Origin of the sequence: Paenibacillus sp. cl6col (assembly GCF_900102125.1) — a bacterium.
GTDB lineage: Bacteria > Bacillota > Bacilli > Paenibacillales > Paenibacillaceae > Paenibacillus_B > Paenibacillus_B suaedae.
Genome location: NZ_FNAZ01000003.1, coordinates 314,871 through 333,641 on the forward strand (window position 1 = coordinate 314,871; position 18,771 = coordinate 333,641).

General features: G+C 49.5%; 16 protein-coding genes. 4 read left to right on the forward strand and 12 right to left on the reverse strand.

The genetic code is table 11. The features are described 5' to 3' along the window. Positions 1 to 48: 48 nt before the first annotated feature. Positions 49 to 735: a FadR/GntR family transcriptional regulator gene (locus tag BLS15_RS09415; RefSeq protein WP_021256586.1), complete on the forward strand. Its 687-nt coding sequence runs from the start codon at positions 49 to 51 to the stop codon at positions 733 to 735. A gap of 129 nt (positions 736 to 864) precedes the next feature. Beyond that, positions 865 to 2,100: an MFS transporter gene (locus BLS15_RS09420; RefSeq protein WP_021256587.1), complete on the forward strand. Its 1,236-nt coding sequence runs from the start codon at positions 865 to 867 to the stop codon at positions 2,098 to 2,100. 75 nt (positions 2,101 to 2,175) lie between these two features. Here BLS15_RS09420 and BLS15_RS09425 read toward each other — a convergent pair whose 3' ends face one another. From BLS15_RS09425 to BLS15_RS09440, 4 genes are all read right to left on the reverse strand, one after another. Further along, on the reverse strand, positions 2,176 to 2,712 hold the full coding sequence (locus BLS15_RS09425) for an RNA 2'-phosphotransferase (protein WP_231515022.1): 537 nt from the start codon (positions 2,710 to 2,712) through the stop codon (positions 2,176 to 2,178). 81 nt (positions 2,713 to 2,793) lie between these two features. Continuing rightward, positions 2,794 to 3,798, reverse strand: a complete 1,005-nt coding sequence (locus BLS15_RS09430; RefSeq protein WP_021256589.1) for a FecCD family ABC transporter permease — start codon at positions 3,796 to 3,798, stop codon at positions 2,794 to 2,796. Next, positions 3,791 to 4,804 (reverse strand): FecCD family ABC transporter permease, encoded by a 1,014-nt coding sequence (locus BLS15_RS09435; protein ID WP_021256590.1) that lies wholly within the window; start codon positions 4,802 to 4,804, stop codon positions 3,791 to 3,793. The genes BLS15_RS09430 and BLS15_RS09435 overlap by 8 nt, the downstream gene beginning before the upstream one ends. Positions 4,805 to 4,897: 93 nt before the next feature. Beyond that, positions 4,898 to 5,878 carry an ABC transporter substrate-binding protein gene (locus BLS15_RS09440; RefSeq protein WP_021256591.1) on the reverse strand — a complete coding sequence of 327 codons (981 nt, stop codon included), beginning with the start codon at positions 5,876 to 5,878 and terminating at the stop codon, positions 4,898 to 4,900. Between the two features lie 287 nt (positions 5,879 to 6,165). Here BLS15_RS09440 and BLS15_RS09445 point away from each other — a divergent pair, with 287 nt between their 5' ends. Further along, complete coding sequence (locus BLS15_RS09445; RefSeq protein ID WP_021256592.1) at positions 6,166 to 6,501, forward strand: ArsR/SmtB family transcription factor; 336 nt, start codon at positions 6,166 to 6,168, stop codon at positions 6,499 to 6,501. A gap of 156 nt (positions 6,502 to 6,657) precedes the next feature. Continuing rightward, positions 6,658 to 8,427 carry a SulP family inorganic anion transporter gene (locus BLS15_RS09450; RefSeq protein ID WP_021256593.1) on the forward strand — a complete coding sequence of 590 codons (1,770 nt, stop codon included), beginning with the start codon at positions 6,658 to 6,660 and terminating at the stop codon, positions 8,425 to 8,427. Positions 8,428 to 8,562: 135 nt separating this feature from the next. Here BLS15_RS09450 and ftsY read toward each other — a convergent pair whose 3' ends face one another. The 8 genes from ftsY to BLS15_RS09490 all read right to left on the reverse strand — a co-directional run bounded on the left by ftsY (position 8,563) and on the right by BLS15_RS09490 (position 18,765). After that, positions 8,563 to 9,579 carry a signal recognition particle-docking protein FtsY gene (ftsY, locus tag BLS15_RS09455; protein ID WP_028531216.1) on the reverse strand — a complete coding sequence of 339 codons (1,017 nt, stop codon included), beginning with the start codon at positions 9,577 to 9,579 and terminating at the stop codon, positions 8,563 to 8,565. A 15-nt stretch (positions 9,580 to 9,594) separates the two neighbouring features. After that, positions 9,595 to 13,167: a chromosome segregation protein SMC gene (smc, locus tag BLS15_RS09460; protein WP_021256595.1), complete on the reverse strand. Its 3,573-nt coding sequence runs from the start codon at positions 13,165 to 13,167 to the stop codon at positions 9,595 to 9,597. A gap of 210 nt (positions 13,168 to 13,377) precedes the next feature. Next, entirely contained in the window at positions 13,378 to 14,076 is a 699-nt protein-coding gene (gene rnc / locus BLS15_RS09465; RefSeq protein WP_021256596.1) for a ribonuclease III, read from the reverse strand. Between the two features lie 12 nt (positions 14,077 to 14,088). After that, on the reverse strand, positions 14,089 to 15,327 hold the full coding sequence (fabF, locus tag BLS15_RS09470) for a beta-ketoacyl-ACP synthase II (protein ID WP_021256597.1): 1,239 nt from the start codon (positions 15,325 to 15,327) through the stop codon (positions 14,089 to 14,091). Positions 15,328 to 15,449: 122 nt separating this feature from the next. Next, positions 15,450 to 15,686 carry an acyl carrier protein gene (gene acpP / locus BLS15_RS09475; RefSeq protein WP_005551886.1) on the reverse strand — a complete coding sequence of 79 codons (237 nt, stop codon included), beginning with the start codon at positions 15,684 to 15,686 and terminating at the stop codon, positions 15,450 to 15,452. Positions 15,687 to 15,889: 203 nt separating this feature from the next. Further along, positions 15,890 to 16,636, reverse strand: a complete 747-nt coding sequence (gene fabG / locus BLS15_RS09480; protein WP_021256598.1) for a 3-oxoacyl-[acyl-carrier-protein] reductase — start codon at positions 16,634 to 16,636, stop codon at positions 15,890 to 15,892. A gap of 132 nt (positions 16,637 to 16,768) precedes the next feature. After that, positions 16,769 to 17,698, reverse strand: coding sequence for an ACP S-malonyltransferase (gene fabD / locus BLS15_RS09485; RefSeq protein WP_021256599.1), 930 nt, complete (start codon positions 17,696 to 17,698; stop codon positions 16,769 to 16,771). Positions 17,699 to 17,778: 80 nt separating this feature from the next. Further along, on the reverse strand, positions 17,779 to 18,765 hold the full coding sequence (locus BLS15_RS09490) for a beta-ketoacyl-ACP synthase III (protein WP_021256600.1): 987 nt from the start codon (positions 18,763 to 18,765) through the stop codon (positions 17,779 to 17,781). Positions 18,766 to 18,771 lie beyond the last annotated feature (6 nt).

Sequence of the window (18,771 nt, forward strand, 5' to 3'; positions counted from 1 at the left end):
ATTTATTATTTTTGATTTAATATTTCAGAAAGAGAGGTTTACAGCAACATGACCGAATTTCGATTAAAAAAAGGCTCGGAGCTCATTCAAGAACATTTACTAGAGCAGCTGCGTGGAGGAATATATATGCCCGGCGACAAGCTGCCTTCTGTCGAAGCACTTGCTCAACAATATGCAGTAGGTCGTTCTACCATACGTGAGGCCCTCAGCGCACTTAAGGCAATGGGCTGGCTTGATATCCGTCACGGCGGCGGAACCTTTGTACGTAAGTATGAGCAAACACCATCTGAGCAGTTCCAAGGATGGCTAACCGATGTGGAGTCTGTGAAGTCACTGATCGAGGTTCGTAAAATGATAGAGGTTGGATCAGCCGGACTCGCAGCCAAAAGACGTACATCCGCTGATTTGCAGGCTATGGCTGCGTGTCTGCATCGTATGGAGAAGCATCTGGAGGATGAAGAAGCTAGTCAGCATGATGACTTCCTGTTCCATGTTCTGCTGGCTGAGGCCAGTCACAATGAAGTGCTTATTCCGATGCTGCAAATGTTCCATCAGAAATGTGCTGAGCATATGGGCGAGACTAGACGCATGTGGTTGTTCGGAGAGCGTTCCTCCACCACTCAGCTTCTGGAAGAGCATCGGCAAATCTACGAGGCAATTGACGCGCAGGATGACAAACTCGCGTCTCACCGCATGCTCGAGCATTTATCCAAAATTGAAGCACGACTGGATTAAGAGAAACAAATGATGAGAGCTTCAATTCACCCAGTCTAGTATTATTATCTTTTTAAAATAGTTATTAAAAAGAAAGATCATCCATGCTATAATGTTAAAATTATGAAATTGCATAGGATGTGAGACGCATTGAATCGTTCGTTCTACTCGCTTCTATCCAGCAGATCCTTCGCTAATCTCGCAGGATCTCTGTACATGATGACATTGATTGCAGCAGTCTACCAAATGACGGATTCAGCTGCCTTTGCCGGAGCCGTGTCCTTTGTCCGTTCAATGGCGATACTGGCGAGCAGCTTCATGCTGCCAATCTGGTACCGCCGCATGAGTATCGCTCATGTTACGCGATTGTTTTTGCTTTTGCAATTCGCATTATCAGCCGTTGTCGCATTCTCTATATCGCCACTTGCATCAATGTTATCGACAACACAGTTTCTCGCCTATTCTTTCTGTGCCATAGTTGGTATCGGATACGTAGAAGGCTGTGCTTCTGCAGCGGCAAACGCCTTATATCCGCGCCTAGTTGAAGAGGATAAGAGAGTTCACGCCAATAGCCTTGTTTCGACCAGCATGCAAATGCTGTCTCTGCTTGGATGGACTATGGGGGGAATTCTCGTCGCTAAGCTTGGACATTCCCTTGTTCTTCAATTGTCCGCAGGCCTTCTCTTTCTTGGTTGTCTCTGTATCTTGCGATTGTCGCACAATCAAGAATCAAGTGTAGGCGCAGATAAGAAATCTCATTCCATTATGGCCGGCTGGACGTACCTGTTCACACATCCGAAGCTGCGCGTTATTACGTGGATGGACATCTTGGAGGGAGTTGCAGGCGGAATATGGATTGGCGGTGTGACACTCGTCTTCGCGCAAGAGGTGCTTCATAAAGATGAAGCCTGGTGGGGATATATTAATGCTGCCTATTATGCGGGAACGATTCTCGGCGGACTCCTTACACTGAAACTGTCTGCACGCATTCATAAACATCTAGTCGGCACAATTCTGATCGGATCATTTGGAGTTAGCTTACTCGTATACGGATATGCATGGAATACGCAAGCATTTGTCGCTTTAGCTATCGTAGTTCTGATGGGTCCATTTTATCAGCTGCGAGATATTGCCCAGCGTACCTATGTGCAGCACATCACCCCACTTGAAGAGCAGCCGCATGTATTTGCCGCTCAGAGCACCATCTCATACATATTGTTCGGAGTTTCCGTACTGTTCGCCGGAACAATCTCCGATATTTGGGGAGCCCAGGCCGTATATATCGTTGGCGGCACGATGTATCTGCTGTCTTCCGTTACAGGATTTTTATTGCGGCGCAAGCAAGGAGCTTCAATCTCGGAGGACAGTCCCCCTTACTCCACCTGACTCGCATAAAAATGCTGTCAATAATGAAGAAGACGGAGAGCCACTTCAGGCTCCCCGTCTTTGCGTCGTCCACATTTATTCACTTATATATTGCGGTGCAATGAAATCAGCTAACCAGATCGTATGATTGCCGTGATAGAACAAAGTTCCTTCATGCGCGGCTCTCGCCGCATCAATGACAAGCATTACAGGGCTATTGTCCTTTCGTCTTCCTACAACCATGGCCGTCTCTTGATCCGCTGACAGGTGAACATACTGTCTTGCCATGGGGCGCAGTCCTTCTCTGCGTATTTGGTCTACGATGCGCCGAGACGTTCCGTGATACAGCAGGTCTGGCGGATGAGCTGCGCTTTTCTTTATTTTGTGCGGTATCGAATGGCCATACATTGCCCGAATCCTTCCATCCAGCACCTCGAACCTTTTCTTGTCTGACAGCTCAATCATTCTTACAAAGTCTGTCTCTAGCAAACTTCGCTCTGGATGGCTGAAATGAAGTGCATGGGAAAGTTGTTCAATCCCCACCCAGCCCTCTTCATCCATCTCCAACTCATACTCCCATGGCGCATGACGAAGCGCGTAAGAAACCTCTTTACTAAATCTCGCGTAATCCACAGGCTCACCATCCATACTGGAACGATATGCTTATTATTATATCATTAGATTCAACATTCACCTATGAGAGTTGGGCGCGAGCTAGGAACGAATCTTGCGTTCTCTGCGCAATAAGTAAAGGAAATACGGAGCACCGATTACGGCAGTCACTAACCCCGCCGGGAATTCGATTGGCGGAACGATAGCGCGTCCAATCGTGTCGGCCGTCAACACCAAGATAGCGCCTAACAAGCCTGATACGGGCAAGAGAATGCCATGTTTAGCACCAACAAGCCGACGCGCCATATGCGGAGCGATCAAGCCCACGAAGCCAATCGCGCCGACAACCGCCACCGATGCTCCTGCCAAGGCGACCGAAACAGCTACCAGCGCAAGACGAAGACGCTTCACCCGTTCTCCCAGGCCTGTCGCTACATCATCCCCCAGACTCAGTACATCCAGCCTCGAAGACAGCAGCAGCGCAAGCGGGATGAGTGTCAGCATCCACGGCAGCACACCCATCACCTCGTCCCAGCCTCTGCCCCATATGCTTCCGGTAAGCCAAATAAGTGCTGCATTGACGCTAACCGGATATTTGAACATGAAGTACTGGATGCCTGCATCACACATCGCTCCAAGCGCTATACCCGTCAGTGCCAGCGTCGTGGGACGAGCTCCGCGCCTGTATACGAATGCAAATAGAAGCAGGGCTACCAAAGCCGCTCCTGCAAACGCGGATAAAGGCAGCGCGACTGCCGATGACCCGGGAAATAAAATAATGGTTGCACAAGCCGCCAGGCCTGCCCCCTTCGTAATTCCGATCACATCCGGAGAGGCCAGCGGATTCCGCAGTACGCCCTGCAGGACAGCTCCTGATATAGCAAGTCCGGCACCCACAAGAACGGACAAGACGATTCTGGGCGAACGGTATTTGCCAAGGATGAACGCATGTTCCTTGCTATGCCCCAACATTGTCTCTATCACTTGGTTTGGCGTTATATAGACCGCCCCCACTCCAAGACTGATCAGACCCACGATGAGAAGCAGCGCAACTAATGCGAGCACGACGAGCCGATGGCGGCGCGCCATATTTGCAGATTTATTCATTGTGCTTCCCTCCTGCATATGCCAAGTACAAGAAGAATGGTGTCCCCAGCATGGCAGTAACAATCCCGATTGGCGCCTCATACGGATACGATATATAGCGCGAAACAATATCCGCATACACCAACAGAACTGATCCATACAGGGCGGAGCAAGGCAGTACATAACGCAGATCAACACCGACCATCAGCCGGACGATATGCGGTACCAGTAGACCTACGAAGCCAATCGGGCCAGCAACGGACACCGAGCCTCCCGCCAAAATAATGACGAGCAGACCGCCGACTAACCGTGTTGCCTCGATTCTTGCCCCGAGCCCCCTTGCCACATCATCCCCCATACTCAGCATCGTTAACGGCTTCGACAGAGCCAAGGCGCCCAGCAAGCCGATGCTTGCCCACGGAAGAAGCACGCCGACATGGTGCCAATTCCGATTACCTATCGCGCCGACCAGCCAATAGAGAATGCTATCCGTCGTGTTCTCATGGAACAAGATCAATCCTTGTGTTATGGACGAAAGAAAAAAATGGATGGTCATTCCGACAATGGCGAGCCGAGCCGGCTTCAAATCCCCACCTGCGCTGATGAAATACACGATAAAGCCGCTTAAGGCCGCTCCCGCAAATGCGGAATAAACAAGCTGCTGCTGCGTCAGCTCCGGCAGGAATACCGTTGATGCTACGACTACGAGCGAAGCGCCCGCATTGACGCCGAACACCTGTGGATTAGCAAGCGGGTTGCGCGTCATCGCCTGCATAATCGTACCCGCAACTGCCAAACTCGCACCGATCAGAATCGCGATTAGCGCACGGGGCAATCGGATCTCCTGCACGATAAGCATCTCCTTCGTTCTGTCCGCGAAGAACAAGGCCTTCAGCAAAGTTGGAAATGAAATCGAGGAAGAGCCCAGTGACACATTAATCATGACCCCTGCCGATAATAATGCGAAGCCAAGCAGCAGTGACAGTCCGAACGCCTTGCGCCTTCCGCCGCGATGTAATCCCGTCATGCGTTACAATGCCTCCTTCTTTCTCGTTCCTAGGCAGACAAAAAATAGGCGTTAACAAGTAACGCCTACCTCGCCCGCTTCCTGTCGCACAAATTATTTCTCCGCTTTCCCGCTGCCGTACAGTTTCGAAATTGCTTCTTCCATCATTAATTCCCCAGCAACGATGCCACGCCAGCGTGTCCATAAATTGCGATCCACTTCAATGACCTTTTGGTTCTTCACGGCCTTGAGCTCCTGCCACAACGGACTTACGGACCACTCGTCCACGATCGTTTGCTCTCCGTCTGTCTTCATCAGGAACAAAATATCGGGATTGATATTCAGCAACTGCTCCAAAGTTAGCTCCGCATAGGGTTCCTTCGGATCCTGTATCGCATTCATCAGACTGACCTTTTCCAATACGGCTCCGTCATAGGAGGAAGATGTATGTGCCTTGAAGCTTTCTTTGCGCAAAGCAGCCGACATGACGGTCTGCTTCTCGTCTGATGGCGGCACTTGAGCCTTCAAAGCATTGATTTTATCCTTATGCTGCTCCAACCGCTTTTTCCCTTCCTCACTCATGTTCAAGGCATCCGCTATCGTCTGGAAGGAAGCCAAATTGTCTTCATAGCTTGCTTCTAGACTCTTCAGCACGATTGTAGGAGCAATTTGCTTCAAATCTTCATAAATCGCTTTATGACGTTTCCAATCCGCGATAATCAAATCCGGCTGCAGCGAGCTTATTACTTCCAGGCTTGGCTGCTTGCGAGTCCCAACTGACGTATAATCTCCAATCTTATCCGCCAGACTCTTCAAAATTCGATCTTTATTTCCGTCATCGGCAATGCCGACAGGCTTCAAATTAAGTGATGCAAGTGCATCAACAAAGGAATATTCGAGCACAACGACCCGCTTGGGCGATCCTTTCACTTCTGTTGTACCAAGCTCATGCTTAATTTCTCGCACGGCTTCTGTTTCCTTAGCGGCTGGTTGATTTCCGCCAGCTTGGCCGCCCTCACTTGCTTGAGAGCCGCATCCCGCAATAAGAAGTACTGTGAATAAAATCGCTAGTATTGCTTGATATTTCTTTTTCAAAAGTTACTACCCCCTGGTGTCCAACATAAAGCTAAATACACTTCTCATTATTACTGAGAATCATTATCACTTGTACATCATATTGAGATTTGATCTAACTGTCAATATAATCTGAAAATATAAGTTATAGTATTTTATGGTAGTATAAATCTCGCTTATATTTCTGTCTCCAATGCACCTTCATTCGAACTTGATTTTGCATTCCCTTTTTCGTGAACGTTCGTTTTGTGGTAAACTAACACTAACCTATTTTGAATCTTTTATTGAGAATAAGGGAGAAAGCCATCATGTATCCGGATATTCAGCATTTTAAGGCGGAGTTTTTCAAAGCTTTAGCGCATCCTCTTCGAATTAAGATACTTGAGATCTTATGTGAAGGGGATAAAACGGTTAACGAGATACAAGCCATACTTGGCACGGAGGGATCTTCTGTATCGCAGCAGTTGGCTGTTCTGCGCAATAAAAACGTAGTATACGGCGTTAAGGATGGAACCTCTGTCATTTATTCCTTGCGTGACCCAATGATCAAGGATTTACTTGAAGTCGCGAAGCAAATATTTAACAATCACTTAGTCAATTCCATATCCATGTTGAAAAACATGAAAAACCAAGAATCATCCTAAAAAAGAGAGGAATATGAGTCCGTGACTCCTGTTTCCTCTCTTTTTTGTATAAAAGCATGCCACACCCCTTCCTATACGCTTTGACAGGTATGCGAAACACCTTTATCATTTTAAATATTCAAATAATCAAATATTTAGAAATGGTGGGTATTATACATGAAACCGTTGTGGTGCGGACGCTATGCCAACTATAGCTTCCAATCATTCAAGAAAGATATGATTGCAGGCTTAATCGTCGGTGTGGTTGCCATTCCATTAGGCATGGCATTTGCCATAGCCTCCGGCGTCAAGCCTGAATATGGCTTATATACGACGATTATCGCCGGATTTTTTATCTCGTTGCTTGGTGGATCCAAGTTTCAAATCGGAGGCCCTACCGGCGCATTTATTCCGATTTTGTTCGCCATTGTCATGCAATATGGATTTGAGAACCTGCTAATCGCTGGCTTCCTTGCAGGTATTATGCTTGTATTGATGGGATTGCTGCGCTTAGGAGCCGTGATACGCTTCATCCCGCGGCCTGTAACCATCGGTTTTACCTCAGGGATTGCCGTCATTATTTTTACAGGTCAAATTGCCGATTTTTTAGGGCTTCACTTAGAGAAGCAGGACAGCTTCATCGCCAATATGCGCGAGCTGATCATTCATATCCCAGCGTTCAACATCTACAGTGTTCTAACATCCTGTATTTGTCTTGCTGCCCTCCTGCTCGTGCCGAAGTATATGCCAAAGATCCCGGCTTCTCTAGTCGGTCTCCTCTTAGCCAGTTTGGCAGCAGCTTGGTTGTACCCTGGTCAGGTTGCTACGATTGGAACGACGTTCGGGGCGATACCTAGCGGCATTCCAGCTTTCCACTGGCCAGCGCTAAGCTGGGATCGTATCATTCTGCTGCTTCAGCCTGCATTCGTCATTGCACTGCTCGGCGGAGTGGAATCTCTGCTATCCGCACTTGTTGCCGACAGCATGACAGGTGAAAGACACAACAGCAATCGCGAGCTGATCGGGCAAGGCATTGCGAATATGATCGCACCATTGTTCGGGGGTATTCCTGCAACCGGTGCAATTGCTCGTACGGCAACCAATATACGCAGCGGGGCTGCTTCTCCGATTTCCGGGATGGTGCATGCCATCGTCGTACTGCTCGTGCTGCTGTTCCTTGCTCCTTATGCTTCGGCAATCCCACTGGCTGCAATGGCACCGATATTGATGATGGTTGCCTGGAACATGAGCGAGCGTAAAATATTTGCGAAGATTGCACGTACCAAAACGGCAGATTCACTTATTTTATGTATTACTTTTTTGCTCACTGTGTTCACGAACCTGACAGTCGCCGTTCAAGCAGGTCTCGCGGTGTCCATTATTTTGTTCATCAAACGAATGAGTGAAGAAGTGAAGGTGAATAAAGTTCTTCCTGATCCGCAGGATCAAAAAGCCAAAGTATCTGCAAGAGTCGTAAATGATGGACGAAAATGTCCGCAAATTAGTATCGTAAGCATCGAAGGAACGCTGTTTTTTGGTGCTGCTCATACACTGGAGCAATCACTGTCCTCACAATTCGAGGAAACTCCTCGTGTACTAATCTTGCGAATGGGTCGCGTGCCATATATGGATACAACAGCCGCTGCGCATCTATCTACATTCGTTAGTCGCATCCGCCAGCATGGAGGAATCGTGCTGATAACCGGCATTGCTCCCCAACCTGAAGGGATCATGAACAAAACGGGTCTGGCAGCGATGATCGGGACTGAACATTTCTTCCAACGTACTGGAATTGCCATAGATTATGCACTGACTCGTATTGTTAACGTTCAATGTCAGGGCTGTACGCATTTTGCTTTTCGGGAATGCAGGCAATTATCAAATGTTCAGACTCTGCCTGAACTGTCAAATCAGCCGCTTTCGCAGCGCAGCACTCTACAAATTTGATATCGCTATACACAAGCTTCAAAATACCTGTGATAACAAGAGGTAAGAGAAACCATTCCTTCTTCTCAACCAGCATCATCTTGCAAAAAAAGGCGTCCCAAAATGGGACGCCTTCTATCCGTATTCAGATTCGATTTAAGCTTGCTGATCATCCGCTTGCTCATCTTCTGCTTGTTCTGCTTCTGCAATCAATCCTGCGAACAAGGCATGGACGAACTGCTCGGAATCGAATTCCTGCAAATCCCCCATCTTCTCGCCGAGTCCGACCAGCTTCACAGGCAAGTTCAATTCTTGACGGATTGCTATGACGATACCGCCCTTCGCTGTACCGTCAAGCTTCGTGAGCACCAAACCGGTAACCCCACTCTTCTCGCCGAACAGCTTCGCTTGATTGAGAGCATTCTGCCCTGTGGTTGCATCAAGCACCATCAACACCTCATGTGGAGCGTCAGGTACTTCACGCTGAATGACACGGAAGATCTTGTTCAGCTCTTCCATCAGGTTCGACTTGTTCTGCAACCGACCCGCCGTATCGCAGAGCAGCACATCAACATTGCGCTGCTTCGCAGCCTGCACCGCATCGAACATCACCGCAGCAGGATCAGAGCCTGCCTGTTGCTTAATGACATCGACTCCTGCACGCTGGCCCCATACTTCCAATTGCTCAATTGCCCCGGCACGGAATGTGTCTCCGGCAGCGAGAAGGACAGATTTACCTTCCTGCTTGAACCGATGTGCCAATTTTCCGATCGTAGTCGTCTTGCCGACACCGTTGACACCAACGAACAAAATAACCGTCATGCCATTCGGATTCATATTCAGCTTGCTTGTATCATCGCCGCGCAGAAGCCCGACAAGCTTCTCGGACAATACCGGCTGCAGCTCAGCTGCTTCCTCGATTTTACGCTTCTTCACCTCATCGCGAAGTTCGTCAATCAAGTTCATAACCGTTGTCACGCCAACATCGGCACCGATTAAGATTTCTTCAAGTTCTTCATAGAAAGCTTCATCAATCTTTTTGCGCCGCGTAATAAGCTCTGTTACTTTCTCCACGAGCCCTTTGCGAGTTTTCTCCAAGCCTTCCTTGAAAATATTCGTTACGGACTCGGTCTTTGCCGCGATGCTTTCCTTCAGCTTCTTAAAAAAACTCATGTCCTTCCCCGCCCCTTATGCAATGATTGCTTCGTCATCTTCCAACTTCACGGATACGAGCTTCGATACGCCGCCCTCTTCCATCGTGACACCGTACAGTACATCAGCTTCTTCCATCGTCCCTTTGCGATGCGTGACGACGATAAACTGAGTCTGCTCGGAGAATTCACGCAAATATTGGGCGAAGCGTGTAACGTTCGCTTCATCGAGTGCCGCTTCAACCTCATCAAGCACGCAGAACGGCACTGGCTTCACGTGCAAAATAGCAAATAGCAGCGCCATTGCTGTCAAGGCACGCTCACCGCCGGACAACAGCTGTAAATTTTGCAGCTTCTTGCCTGGTGGCTGCGCCACAATGTCAATCCCCGTTTCCAGTATATGTTCCGGATCAATCAGAACGAGATCAGCCCGTCCACCGCCGAACAGCTTGGAGAACACGACTACGAACTGTTTGCGGATCGCATCGAATGTTGCTTTGAACCGCTTCGACATCTCGTCATCCATCTCGCGGATAACTTGATAGAGCGTCGTCTTCGCTTCAATCAGATCATTTTTCTGTTCACTGAGGAACTGATAGCGCTCATTCACACGTTCAAACTCATCGATCGCACCAAGGTTTACTTCGCCAAGTGCTGCAATCTGTTTCTTCAGATCGCGCACTTCCAGCTTCGCTTCCTCAATGTTCTCAGGTACTACGTATCGATGCTTCGCCAGTTCAAAGCTAATCTCGTACTCTTCACTGAGCTTGCGCAGCAAGTTATCCAGTTCAACGTCAAGGCGATTCGCTTGAATCTCCGTCTGACGCATCGACTCCTCCACTTGCTTCAGCTCCGTACGCTGCTCCTTCGTATCGCTTTCTGCAAGCTCCAGTCTTGCCACACATTGCGCACGATCCGCACGTTTGAACTCAATCTGCTTGCCCGTTTCTTGTTTCTTCACATGGAAATGGTTCAAGTCTTCAGTCTGCTTCATCGTCTCACGCTCAGCGGTCTCCAGATCAATCTGTACCTGAATCAACCCTTGCGTCAACTGCGTATACTCATGTTCGTACGCCTTGGCTTCCTGCTCAGAGCGTGTCAACTGCTCCTGCAGCGAGAAAGATTCCTGATCGAGCTTCCCTTGACGAACCTTCAAGTCCGTAAGCTGCGATTGCAGCACTTCCTTCTCTGACTCGTTCGCCTTGCGTGCAGATTCAGCAGTCTCTATCGAGACATGCAGACGATCCTCATCAATCTTCAGCTCGTCAAGCCGAGCCTCCGCGGTACGACGCCCAGCGTCCAGCGTGGACATCTCCTCCGCAGCGTGTGTAAGCTCCTGCTGCTCCACCTCGAGCGCTTCTGCCAACTGGCGTTCTTCCTTCTCCAGCTGCGCAATCTCGCTCGTCAGCTGCTGTTCATTGATGCGCTTCGTTTCGCCTTGCTCGCGAAGGTCATCGAGCCGCTTCAGTCCTGTCGTTGTGCGCTGCTTCAGCTCCGTATACGTCTCCGTGAGCTTGGCAAGCTGCTTATCAGCTTCCTTAATATCTGCTTCCAGCTGTTCCAATTGACGCTGGCGTCCGAGCAGGTTCGCGCTCTTCTTATTCAAGCTTCCGCCTGTCATTGAGCCGCCGGCATTGACAACATCGCCTTCAAGCGTCACGACACGATAACGGTACTGCAGCTTCGCCGCAATTCGGTTCGCATCTTCCAGCGATTTCGCAATGACCACATTGCCGAGCAAGCTGCCGACAATACTTGCATACATGTCGTCCGACTTTACCAAATCCGCCGCTACACCTACAAAGCCTTCCGTACCATTCACAATACGACGATCTGTCTCATGTAAGGAGCGTGGTCGAATAACATCCAGCGGCAAGAATGTCGCACGTCCTAATTGACGCTGCTTCAGGAACATGATGGCATTCCGCGATACCGACTCATTCTCCATAACGATATGCTGTAAGGCTGCGCCAAGTGCAGTCTCAATCGCCGTCTCCAATTGCTCTGGCACACGGATCAATTCCGCAACCGCACCATGTACGCCCTGCAATCCATTCGGTCGACGTGCAGCCTTAAGCACTTCCCGTACGCCGAGCATGAAGCCGTCAAAGTCATTTTGCAGCTCCTGCATCGTATCACGACGAGACACCATTGCATCGGCTTTTTGCTGCCATTTGCGCACAGCCTGCTCCGTCTCGGAGAGAAGCGACTCATCCTGCTTCAACTGCTCACTCTCTGTAAGATAACGATTACGAATGTACGCCAAATCTCCTGTTAGCGTTTCACTGCGGCGCTTGGCATCTTCGACCTTCTTCTGAAGATCCTTCTGCTCCTGCTCGCGCTTGTTGCGTGCTGTATTCATTTTATCAAGACGCTTTTGCAGGGATTCCTTCTGCTGGTCATAGTAGCGAATATCATTGCGCTGCTGCGCCATTTGATTCATTACTTCGAGCAGCTGACCCTTCAAGCTCTCTTCCGCGTCTGAGCTTGTCCCGCCAGCTACGCCAGCAAGCCGTGTCTCTTCGGCAACAATAAGTCCGCGAATTTCAGCCAGTTCAGTCTGCAAGGCCAACAGCTTCTCGCGAACAGATTGCACTTCCAACTGCTTCGCACGCATTCGTTCCGAAGTCGTCGTCAGCGTTGTCTTCATCTGCTGCTCATTGGACGTCAGATTCCGCTTGCGCTCCCTCAGAACCTCGCCTTGTCCTTCGCACTTCTCATACTCCTCACTGTAATGAAGAAGCGTTGCCTGGAGCTTCTCGAGCTCCTCTTCCAGCTTGCGAAGCTCAATGCGGTGCACTTCCAACTTGGCATCATGCTCGCTTACTACCGTTGACAAGGACAATTCACGTTCCTTCAACTGTCCTAGCTTCTCGTTCGCCTGTTGCCAAGTGATGTGAAGCTCCTCTATTTGATGAACGTAAACTGCAATTTCTTTGTTCTTCAACCATTCACGAAGCTGCTTATAGTGTCTAGCCTTCTCAGACTGCTCCTTAAGCGGCCCGATCTGATCCTCTAATTCCACCACAAGATCGTGAATGCGGAGCAAGTTCTGCTCGGTCTCATCCAGCTTCTTCTTCGCGTCTCGCTTCCGAGACTTGTATTTCACAATCCCAGACGCCTCTTCGAATATCCCACGACGATCTTCTGAACGAGTACTGAGGATTTCTTCAATTCGGCCTTGTCCGATAATGGAATATGCTTCTTTCCCGATTCCTGTGTCCATGAACAGTTCGGTGATATCCTTCAATCGACAAGCTTGCTTATTAATAAAATATTCACTGTCGCCGCTTCGATGCACACGACGTGTCACCGTCACTTCATTGAAATCAAGCGGAAGTGTCTCATCGCTGTTATCGAGCGTTAAGGACACTTCTCCATAGTTCACTGCTTTGCGCGCATCACTGCCTGCAAAGATAATGTCTTCCATCTTGCCGCCGCGAAGTGACTTGGCGCTCTGTTCCCCGAGCACCCAACGGATTGCGTCAGAGATATTACTCTTTCCGCTGCCGTTTGGGCCGACAACGCCGGTGATTCCCTGGACGAACTCTAATTCCGTCCGATCCGCGAACGATTTAAAGCCCGCCAGTTCTAACCTTTTTAAGAACATCGTTCTACGATCACCTCAACGATTATTGTACCATATCGCGAATCCGAATCGTCGCATGGACATGCTGTCAAATTTCCGCGCGGTAACGTAGCTTCGGACAAAGAAAGAGCAAAAACCAGCCTGTAAGCAGCTCCAATTCCGCTCGCTTCGCGCGCTGTTCTTTGCTCTTTCTGCGAAACTGGCCGACGCACGCGCCGGCCTTACAGTACGTTATGATTTCGGAATGACTAATTGCTCGAGCGCCTGTGCCGCGGCTTGTTGTTCCGCTTCTTTCTTCGAGCGGCCAACTCCGCGACCTAAACATTCGTCACCCATACATACTTCAGATACGAATTCACGTTCATGTGCTGGGCCGCGCTCTTCGATAATTCGATATTCAAGCGAACCCAAATTGTGATGCTGCGTCAATTCCTGCAGCTGTGTCTTGTAATCATTCGTCTGCAGCTTGCCGTCAAGCGTGATTTGCGGGAAGATATGCTCACGCAGAAAATCCCGCACCACCTCTAAGCCTTGATCCAAATAGAGCGCGCCGATGAACGATTCAAAAACATCCGCCAACAATGCGGGACGCGTACGTCCTCCCGTCAGCTCCTCTCCCTTGCCTAACAGAACATACTTGCCGAAACCAAGCTGGTTAGCAAATTTGACAAGAGATGGCTCACAGACGATGGAAGCACGCATCTTGGTCAACTCCCCTTCGGGCCGTGTCGGACATCGGTGATACAAAAATTCTGACACCGTCAGCTCCAACACAGCATCGCCCAAAAATTCAAGGCGTTCGTTGTCTTGGTGCTGGCCGAAGCGGTGTTCGTTCACATAGGAAGCATGGGTGAACGCTTGTTTCAACAGCTGTCTGTTCCGAAAATGAATGTTCAGTTTCTGTTGTAACTGCTTCAATTCTACACTCAACTGTCTGACTCCTTATGCTTCGTATTTCTTCAAGACAATTGTAGCGTTATGTCCGCCGAAGCCAAATGAGTTGGACATCGCTACTTGTACATCAGCTTTACGAGCTACGTTCGGAACGTAATCGAGGTCACATTCCGGATCCTGATTTTCCAGGTTGATCGTCGGTGGAATCATGCCATGCTGCAGTACCAAGCTGCAAATGACTGCCTCTACGCCGCCTGCTGCACCGAGAAGATGCCCTGTCATGGATTTCGTTGAACTCACTGCTGTCTTATAAGCATGGTCGCCTAGCGCTGACTTAATCGCTTTCGTCTCCGAACGATCTCCTACTGGAGTTGAGGTACCATGTGCGTTGATGTAATCAATCTGCTCTGGTGCCAATTCGCCATCCGCCAGCGCACGAGTCATGCACAATGCTGCTCCTGTCGGGTCAGGCTCTGTCATATGGTGAGCGTCACCGCTCATCCCATAGCCAGCCACTTCCCCATAGATACGAGCGCCGCGTGCTAGAGCATGCTCCAGCGACTCCAGAACAAGTACGCCTGCTCCTTCGCCCATAACGAAACCGTCACGGTCTACATCGAATGGGCGGCTAGCGCGCTCTGGCTCATCGTTGCGAGTCGACATCGCACGCATCGCGCAGAAGCCTGCCATACCGATCGGACGGATCGTCGCTTCTGCTCCGCCACAGATCATTACATCCGCGTCGCCGCGCTGAATAATCTTGTATGCGTCGCCAATGGAATGCGTCCCCGTCGCACATGCGGATACAGCTGCTGTATTCGGTCCGCGAGCTCCAACAGTGATGGAGACTTGGCCAGATGCCATGTTCGCAATCATCATCGGAATGAAGAATGGACTAACGCGCTTAACGCCTTTCTCCATCAATATCGTATGCTGATCTTCCCATGTGCCAAGACCACCAATACCGGATCCGACGATAACGCCAACACGATCTGGATTCGTCTGTTCTCTTACGTCCAGCTTCGCGTCTTCCAAGGCGTTCTTACTTGCAGCTACTGCGAATTGAACAAATCGATCCATACGCCTTGTTTCTTTTTTATCCATGAAATCTTCTGGATTGAAATCCTTCACGGAAGCGGCAATTTGCGTCGGATAATCGGTAACATCAAATGCTTCTATGTGAGATACTCCAGACTTCCCTTCCAACAGGTTATTCCAGAATGTCTCAATATCCGAGCCGAGAGCGGTCACGACACCCATGCCGGTCACTACAACCCTGTGCTTCAATCAGAATCACCTCTACTTCTGCAGTTCAAGCTTCTATATGATGGAGAATGCGGCATACCGCCGCATTCAGATATTGCAATAATGAGGAGAAGTCCCGTTAACGAAGAACGGGACTCAGTAACTTAGGTATGAGATTGTATGTAATTCACTACTTCTCCAACCGAAGTAATTTTCTCCGCGTCTTCATCAGAGATTTCCATATCAAACTCATCTTCCAATTCCATCACCAATTCCACAACATCGAGGGAATCAGCGCCAAGATCCTCCTTGAAAGATGCTTCAAGCGTTACTTCTGCCTCATCAACGCCAAGGCGTTCAACGATGATGCGCTTTACACGCTCCAACACTTCTGCTGACATCCGGTTCACCTCCTCTTTGGTATTATACGAAAAAACATTGTAAATTGCCATATCAAAACGGCTTGCTGGTAGAAACGACCTGATCTCTCACAGTCGTTTCCACTTATTAGGTAAAAGATGCATTATTGCTGATCGCTCAACACTTATGCACACCCACCCATTATATCGCTTAACGTTCATGCTGCCATGAACGGAGAAGCCTCCTACATGTACATGCCGCCATCCACATGGATCGTCTGGCCTGTCATATATTCCGCATCATCAGATGCCAAGAAGCGAACTGCCTTCGCAATATGCTCTGGCTGACCTAGACGATTAAGCGGGATCTGACTAAGCAGCTGCCCCTTCATCTCTTCAGACAGTGCATCTGTCATATCTGTCTCAATAAAGCCTGGCGCCACACAGTTGACGGTAATGCCACGGGATGCAAGCTCGCGCGCAGACGCCTTAGTAAGGCCGATTACACCAGCCTTAGCTGCTACATAGTTGGCTTGACCCGGATTGCCAATTACACCTACGACGGACGAGATATTAATAATGCGGCCAGAGCGCTGTTTCATCATCGGGCGAGTCACTGCCTTTACGCAATTGAATACACCCTTCAAATTCGTCTCAATGACTTGATCAAACTCTTCTTCCTTCATCCGCATAATTAAATTATCTCTTGTAATTCCGGCATTATTCACCAATATGTCAATACGGCCAAATTGATCCAACGCTGACTTTACAAGAAGATCCGCCTCTTCTGTCTTGCCCACATTTGCTTGAACGGTGATGGCTCTGCGTCCCATTGCCTCGATCGCAGCTGCAGTATCCTTAGCTGCCGCTTCGCTGCCTGCATAGTTCACAACAACATCTGCACCAGCCTCAGCCAGACTTAGCGCAATTGCTCGTCCTATGCCGCGAGAAGCGCCTGTGACAACCGCCACTTTGCCTTCTAAGCTCGACATGGTCATGTTCCTCCCTTATACTTGCCCGGGCGTATACCGCAGCGGGTTACGCCCAGCATCACTAGAATGATAATTGCAGACATAAGATAGATATAGAATATCGATTGTATGAATAACTGCTAACTATTGCTATTATTCTGCAAGATACGCTTCTATGGCTGCTAGGCTATTGATCGATACAATCTTCACCGAACGGTCTATCTTCTTAATCAGTCCAGCAAGAACGGAGCCTGAACCCAGCTCAATGAATGTATCAACGCCCTGCTCGATCATATAGCGCACACTGTCTTCCCACAATACTGGCGAGAACACTTGCTCTACGAGCAGCTCACGAAGTAGCTCGCCCGCTTCCTCTGGACGTGCAGATACATTGGCCACAACCGGTACAGATGCATCTTGGAAGGTAACGGTCTTCAAGACTTCGCCCAGTCGTTCTGCTGCTGGCTTCATTAACAGTGAATGGAATGGCCCGCTAACCTCCAGTTGTTTTACACGTTTAGCGCCAGCCTCTTTCCCACGTTCGGCAACCGCCGCTACACCCTCCGCTGTACCTGATACAACGATTTGGCCAGGACAGTTTACGTTCGCCATCTCTACTGAACCTGTTGTTCGGCTAATATCATCACACAGCGCTCCCAACTGCTCGCGCTCTGCACCTAATACAGCCGCCATGGCACCTTGTCCATGCGGAACAGCCTGCTCCATGAATTGTCCGCGCTGCCGCACAATTGCGACTGCATCCTCGAAGGATAGAACCCCCGCTACAACAAGCGCACTATATTCACCCAAGCTGTGTCCTGCGACGAAGTCTGGACGAACACCAGACGCTTCAAACGCGCGATACAGTGCATAGCTCGTAACAAGAAGCGCTGGCTGCGTGTTTGCTGTCTGCTTCAAGTCTTCCTCTGGCCCATTGAATACGAGCTCCTTCAGAGGGAATCCAAGTACCTGCTCTGCTGTATCGAAAGCCTCCTGTGCAGCAGGAACGGCCTCATAGACGTCCTTGCCCATACCAACCGCTTGAGCACCTTGTCCAGGAAAAACGAATGCAATTTTACCCAAGATTGTCCACTCCTTAATTTATCCATGAATGAGTATAAATCAGAACTGTGCTTTCCTTAATCACGGAGAAGGACATCCCTCTACCAAACGATAACCGAAGCTCCCCATGTCAAGCCGCCGCCGAAGCCAACGAGCAGGATCGTGTCTCCCTCTTGAATGCGGCCTTGCTCTGCAGCCTCTGCAAGTGCAAGCGGGATGGAAGCTGCCGACGTATTCGCATAGTAAGGCAAATTAATAACGCATTTGTCCTCCGACAGGTTCAGCCGCTCCAGAGCTGCATGGATAATCCGCGTATTCGCCTGGTGTGGAACCATCAAGCTAACATCTTCCTTTTTCTTCCCTGCCTTCTCAAGCGCTTCTTCTGCCGCATTTCCCATAATGCGAACAGCGAACTTGAATACTTCGCGACCGTTCATATAAAGATAATGGCGCTTGTTTTCAACCGTCTCCGCCGACGCAGGCATACGCGAACCACCGGCTTCAATTTTCAGAAGTTCACCGCCATTGCCGTCTGCGCCAAGCACGAAGGATTGGAATCCTCGGCCTTCCGGTACTGGACCAAGCACCGCTGCACCCGCACCATCTCCGAACAGGATGCAAGTATTGCGATCCGTGTAATCCGTAATGCGCGACAAGCATTCTGCACCGATTACAAGTGCGTACTTGTATGTGCCCATTGCAATAAAGTTGCTTGCATTAGCAAGTCCATATACAAATCCAGAGCATGCTGCTGACAAATCGAATGCTGCCGCTTTCGTCGCCCCAAGCCGCTTCTGAACAAGACAAGCGGTGGACGGGAATGACATATCTGGTGTAACAGTAGCTACGACAATCAAGTCCAATTCTTCTGCTGAGATGCCCGCCGCTTCCAGTGCCTTCTCCGCTGCATAAAAAGCCAAGTCAGAGGTTGCCTCATGCTCTGCCGCGATCCGGCGCTCCTTAATTCCCGTTCGTGATACAATCCACTCATCGTTTGTATCGACCATTTTCTCCATGTCCGCATTTGTCAACACACGTTCGGGTACGTACTTACCTGTCCCAATAATTCCTACTGACCGTAAGCTCATCACGCA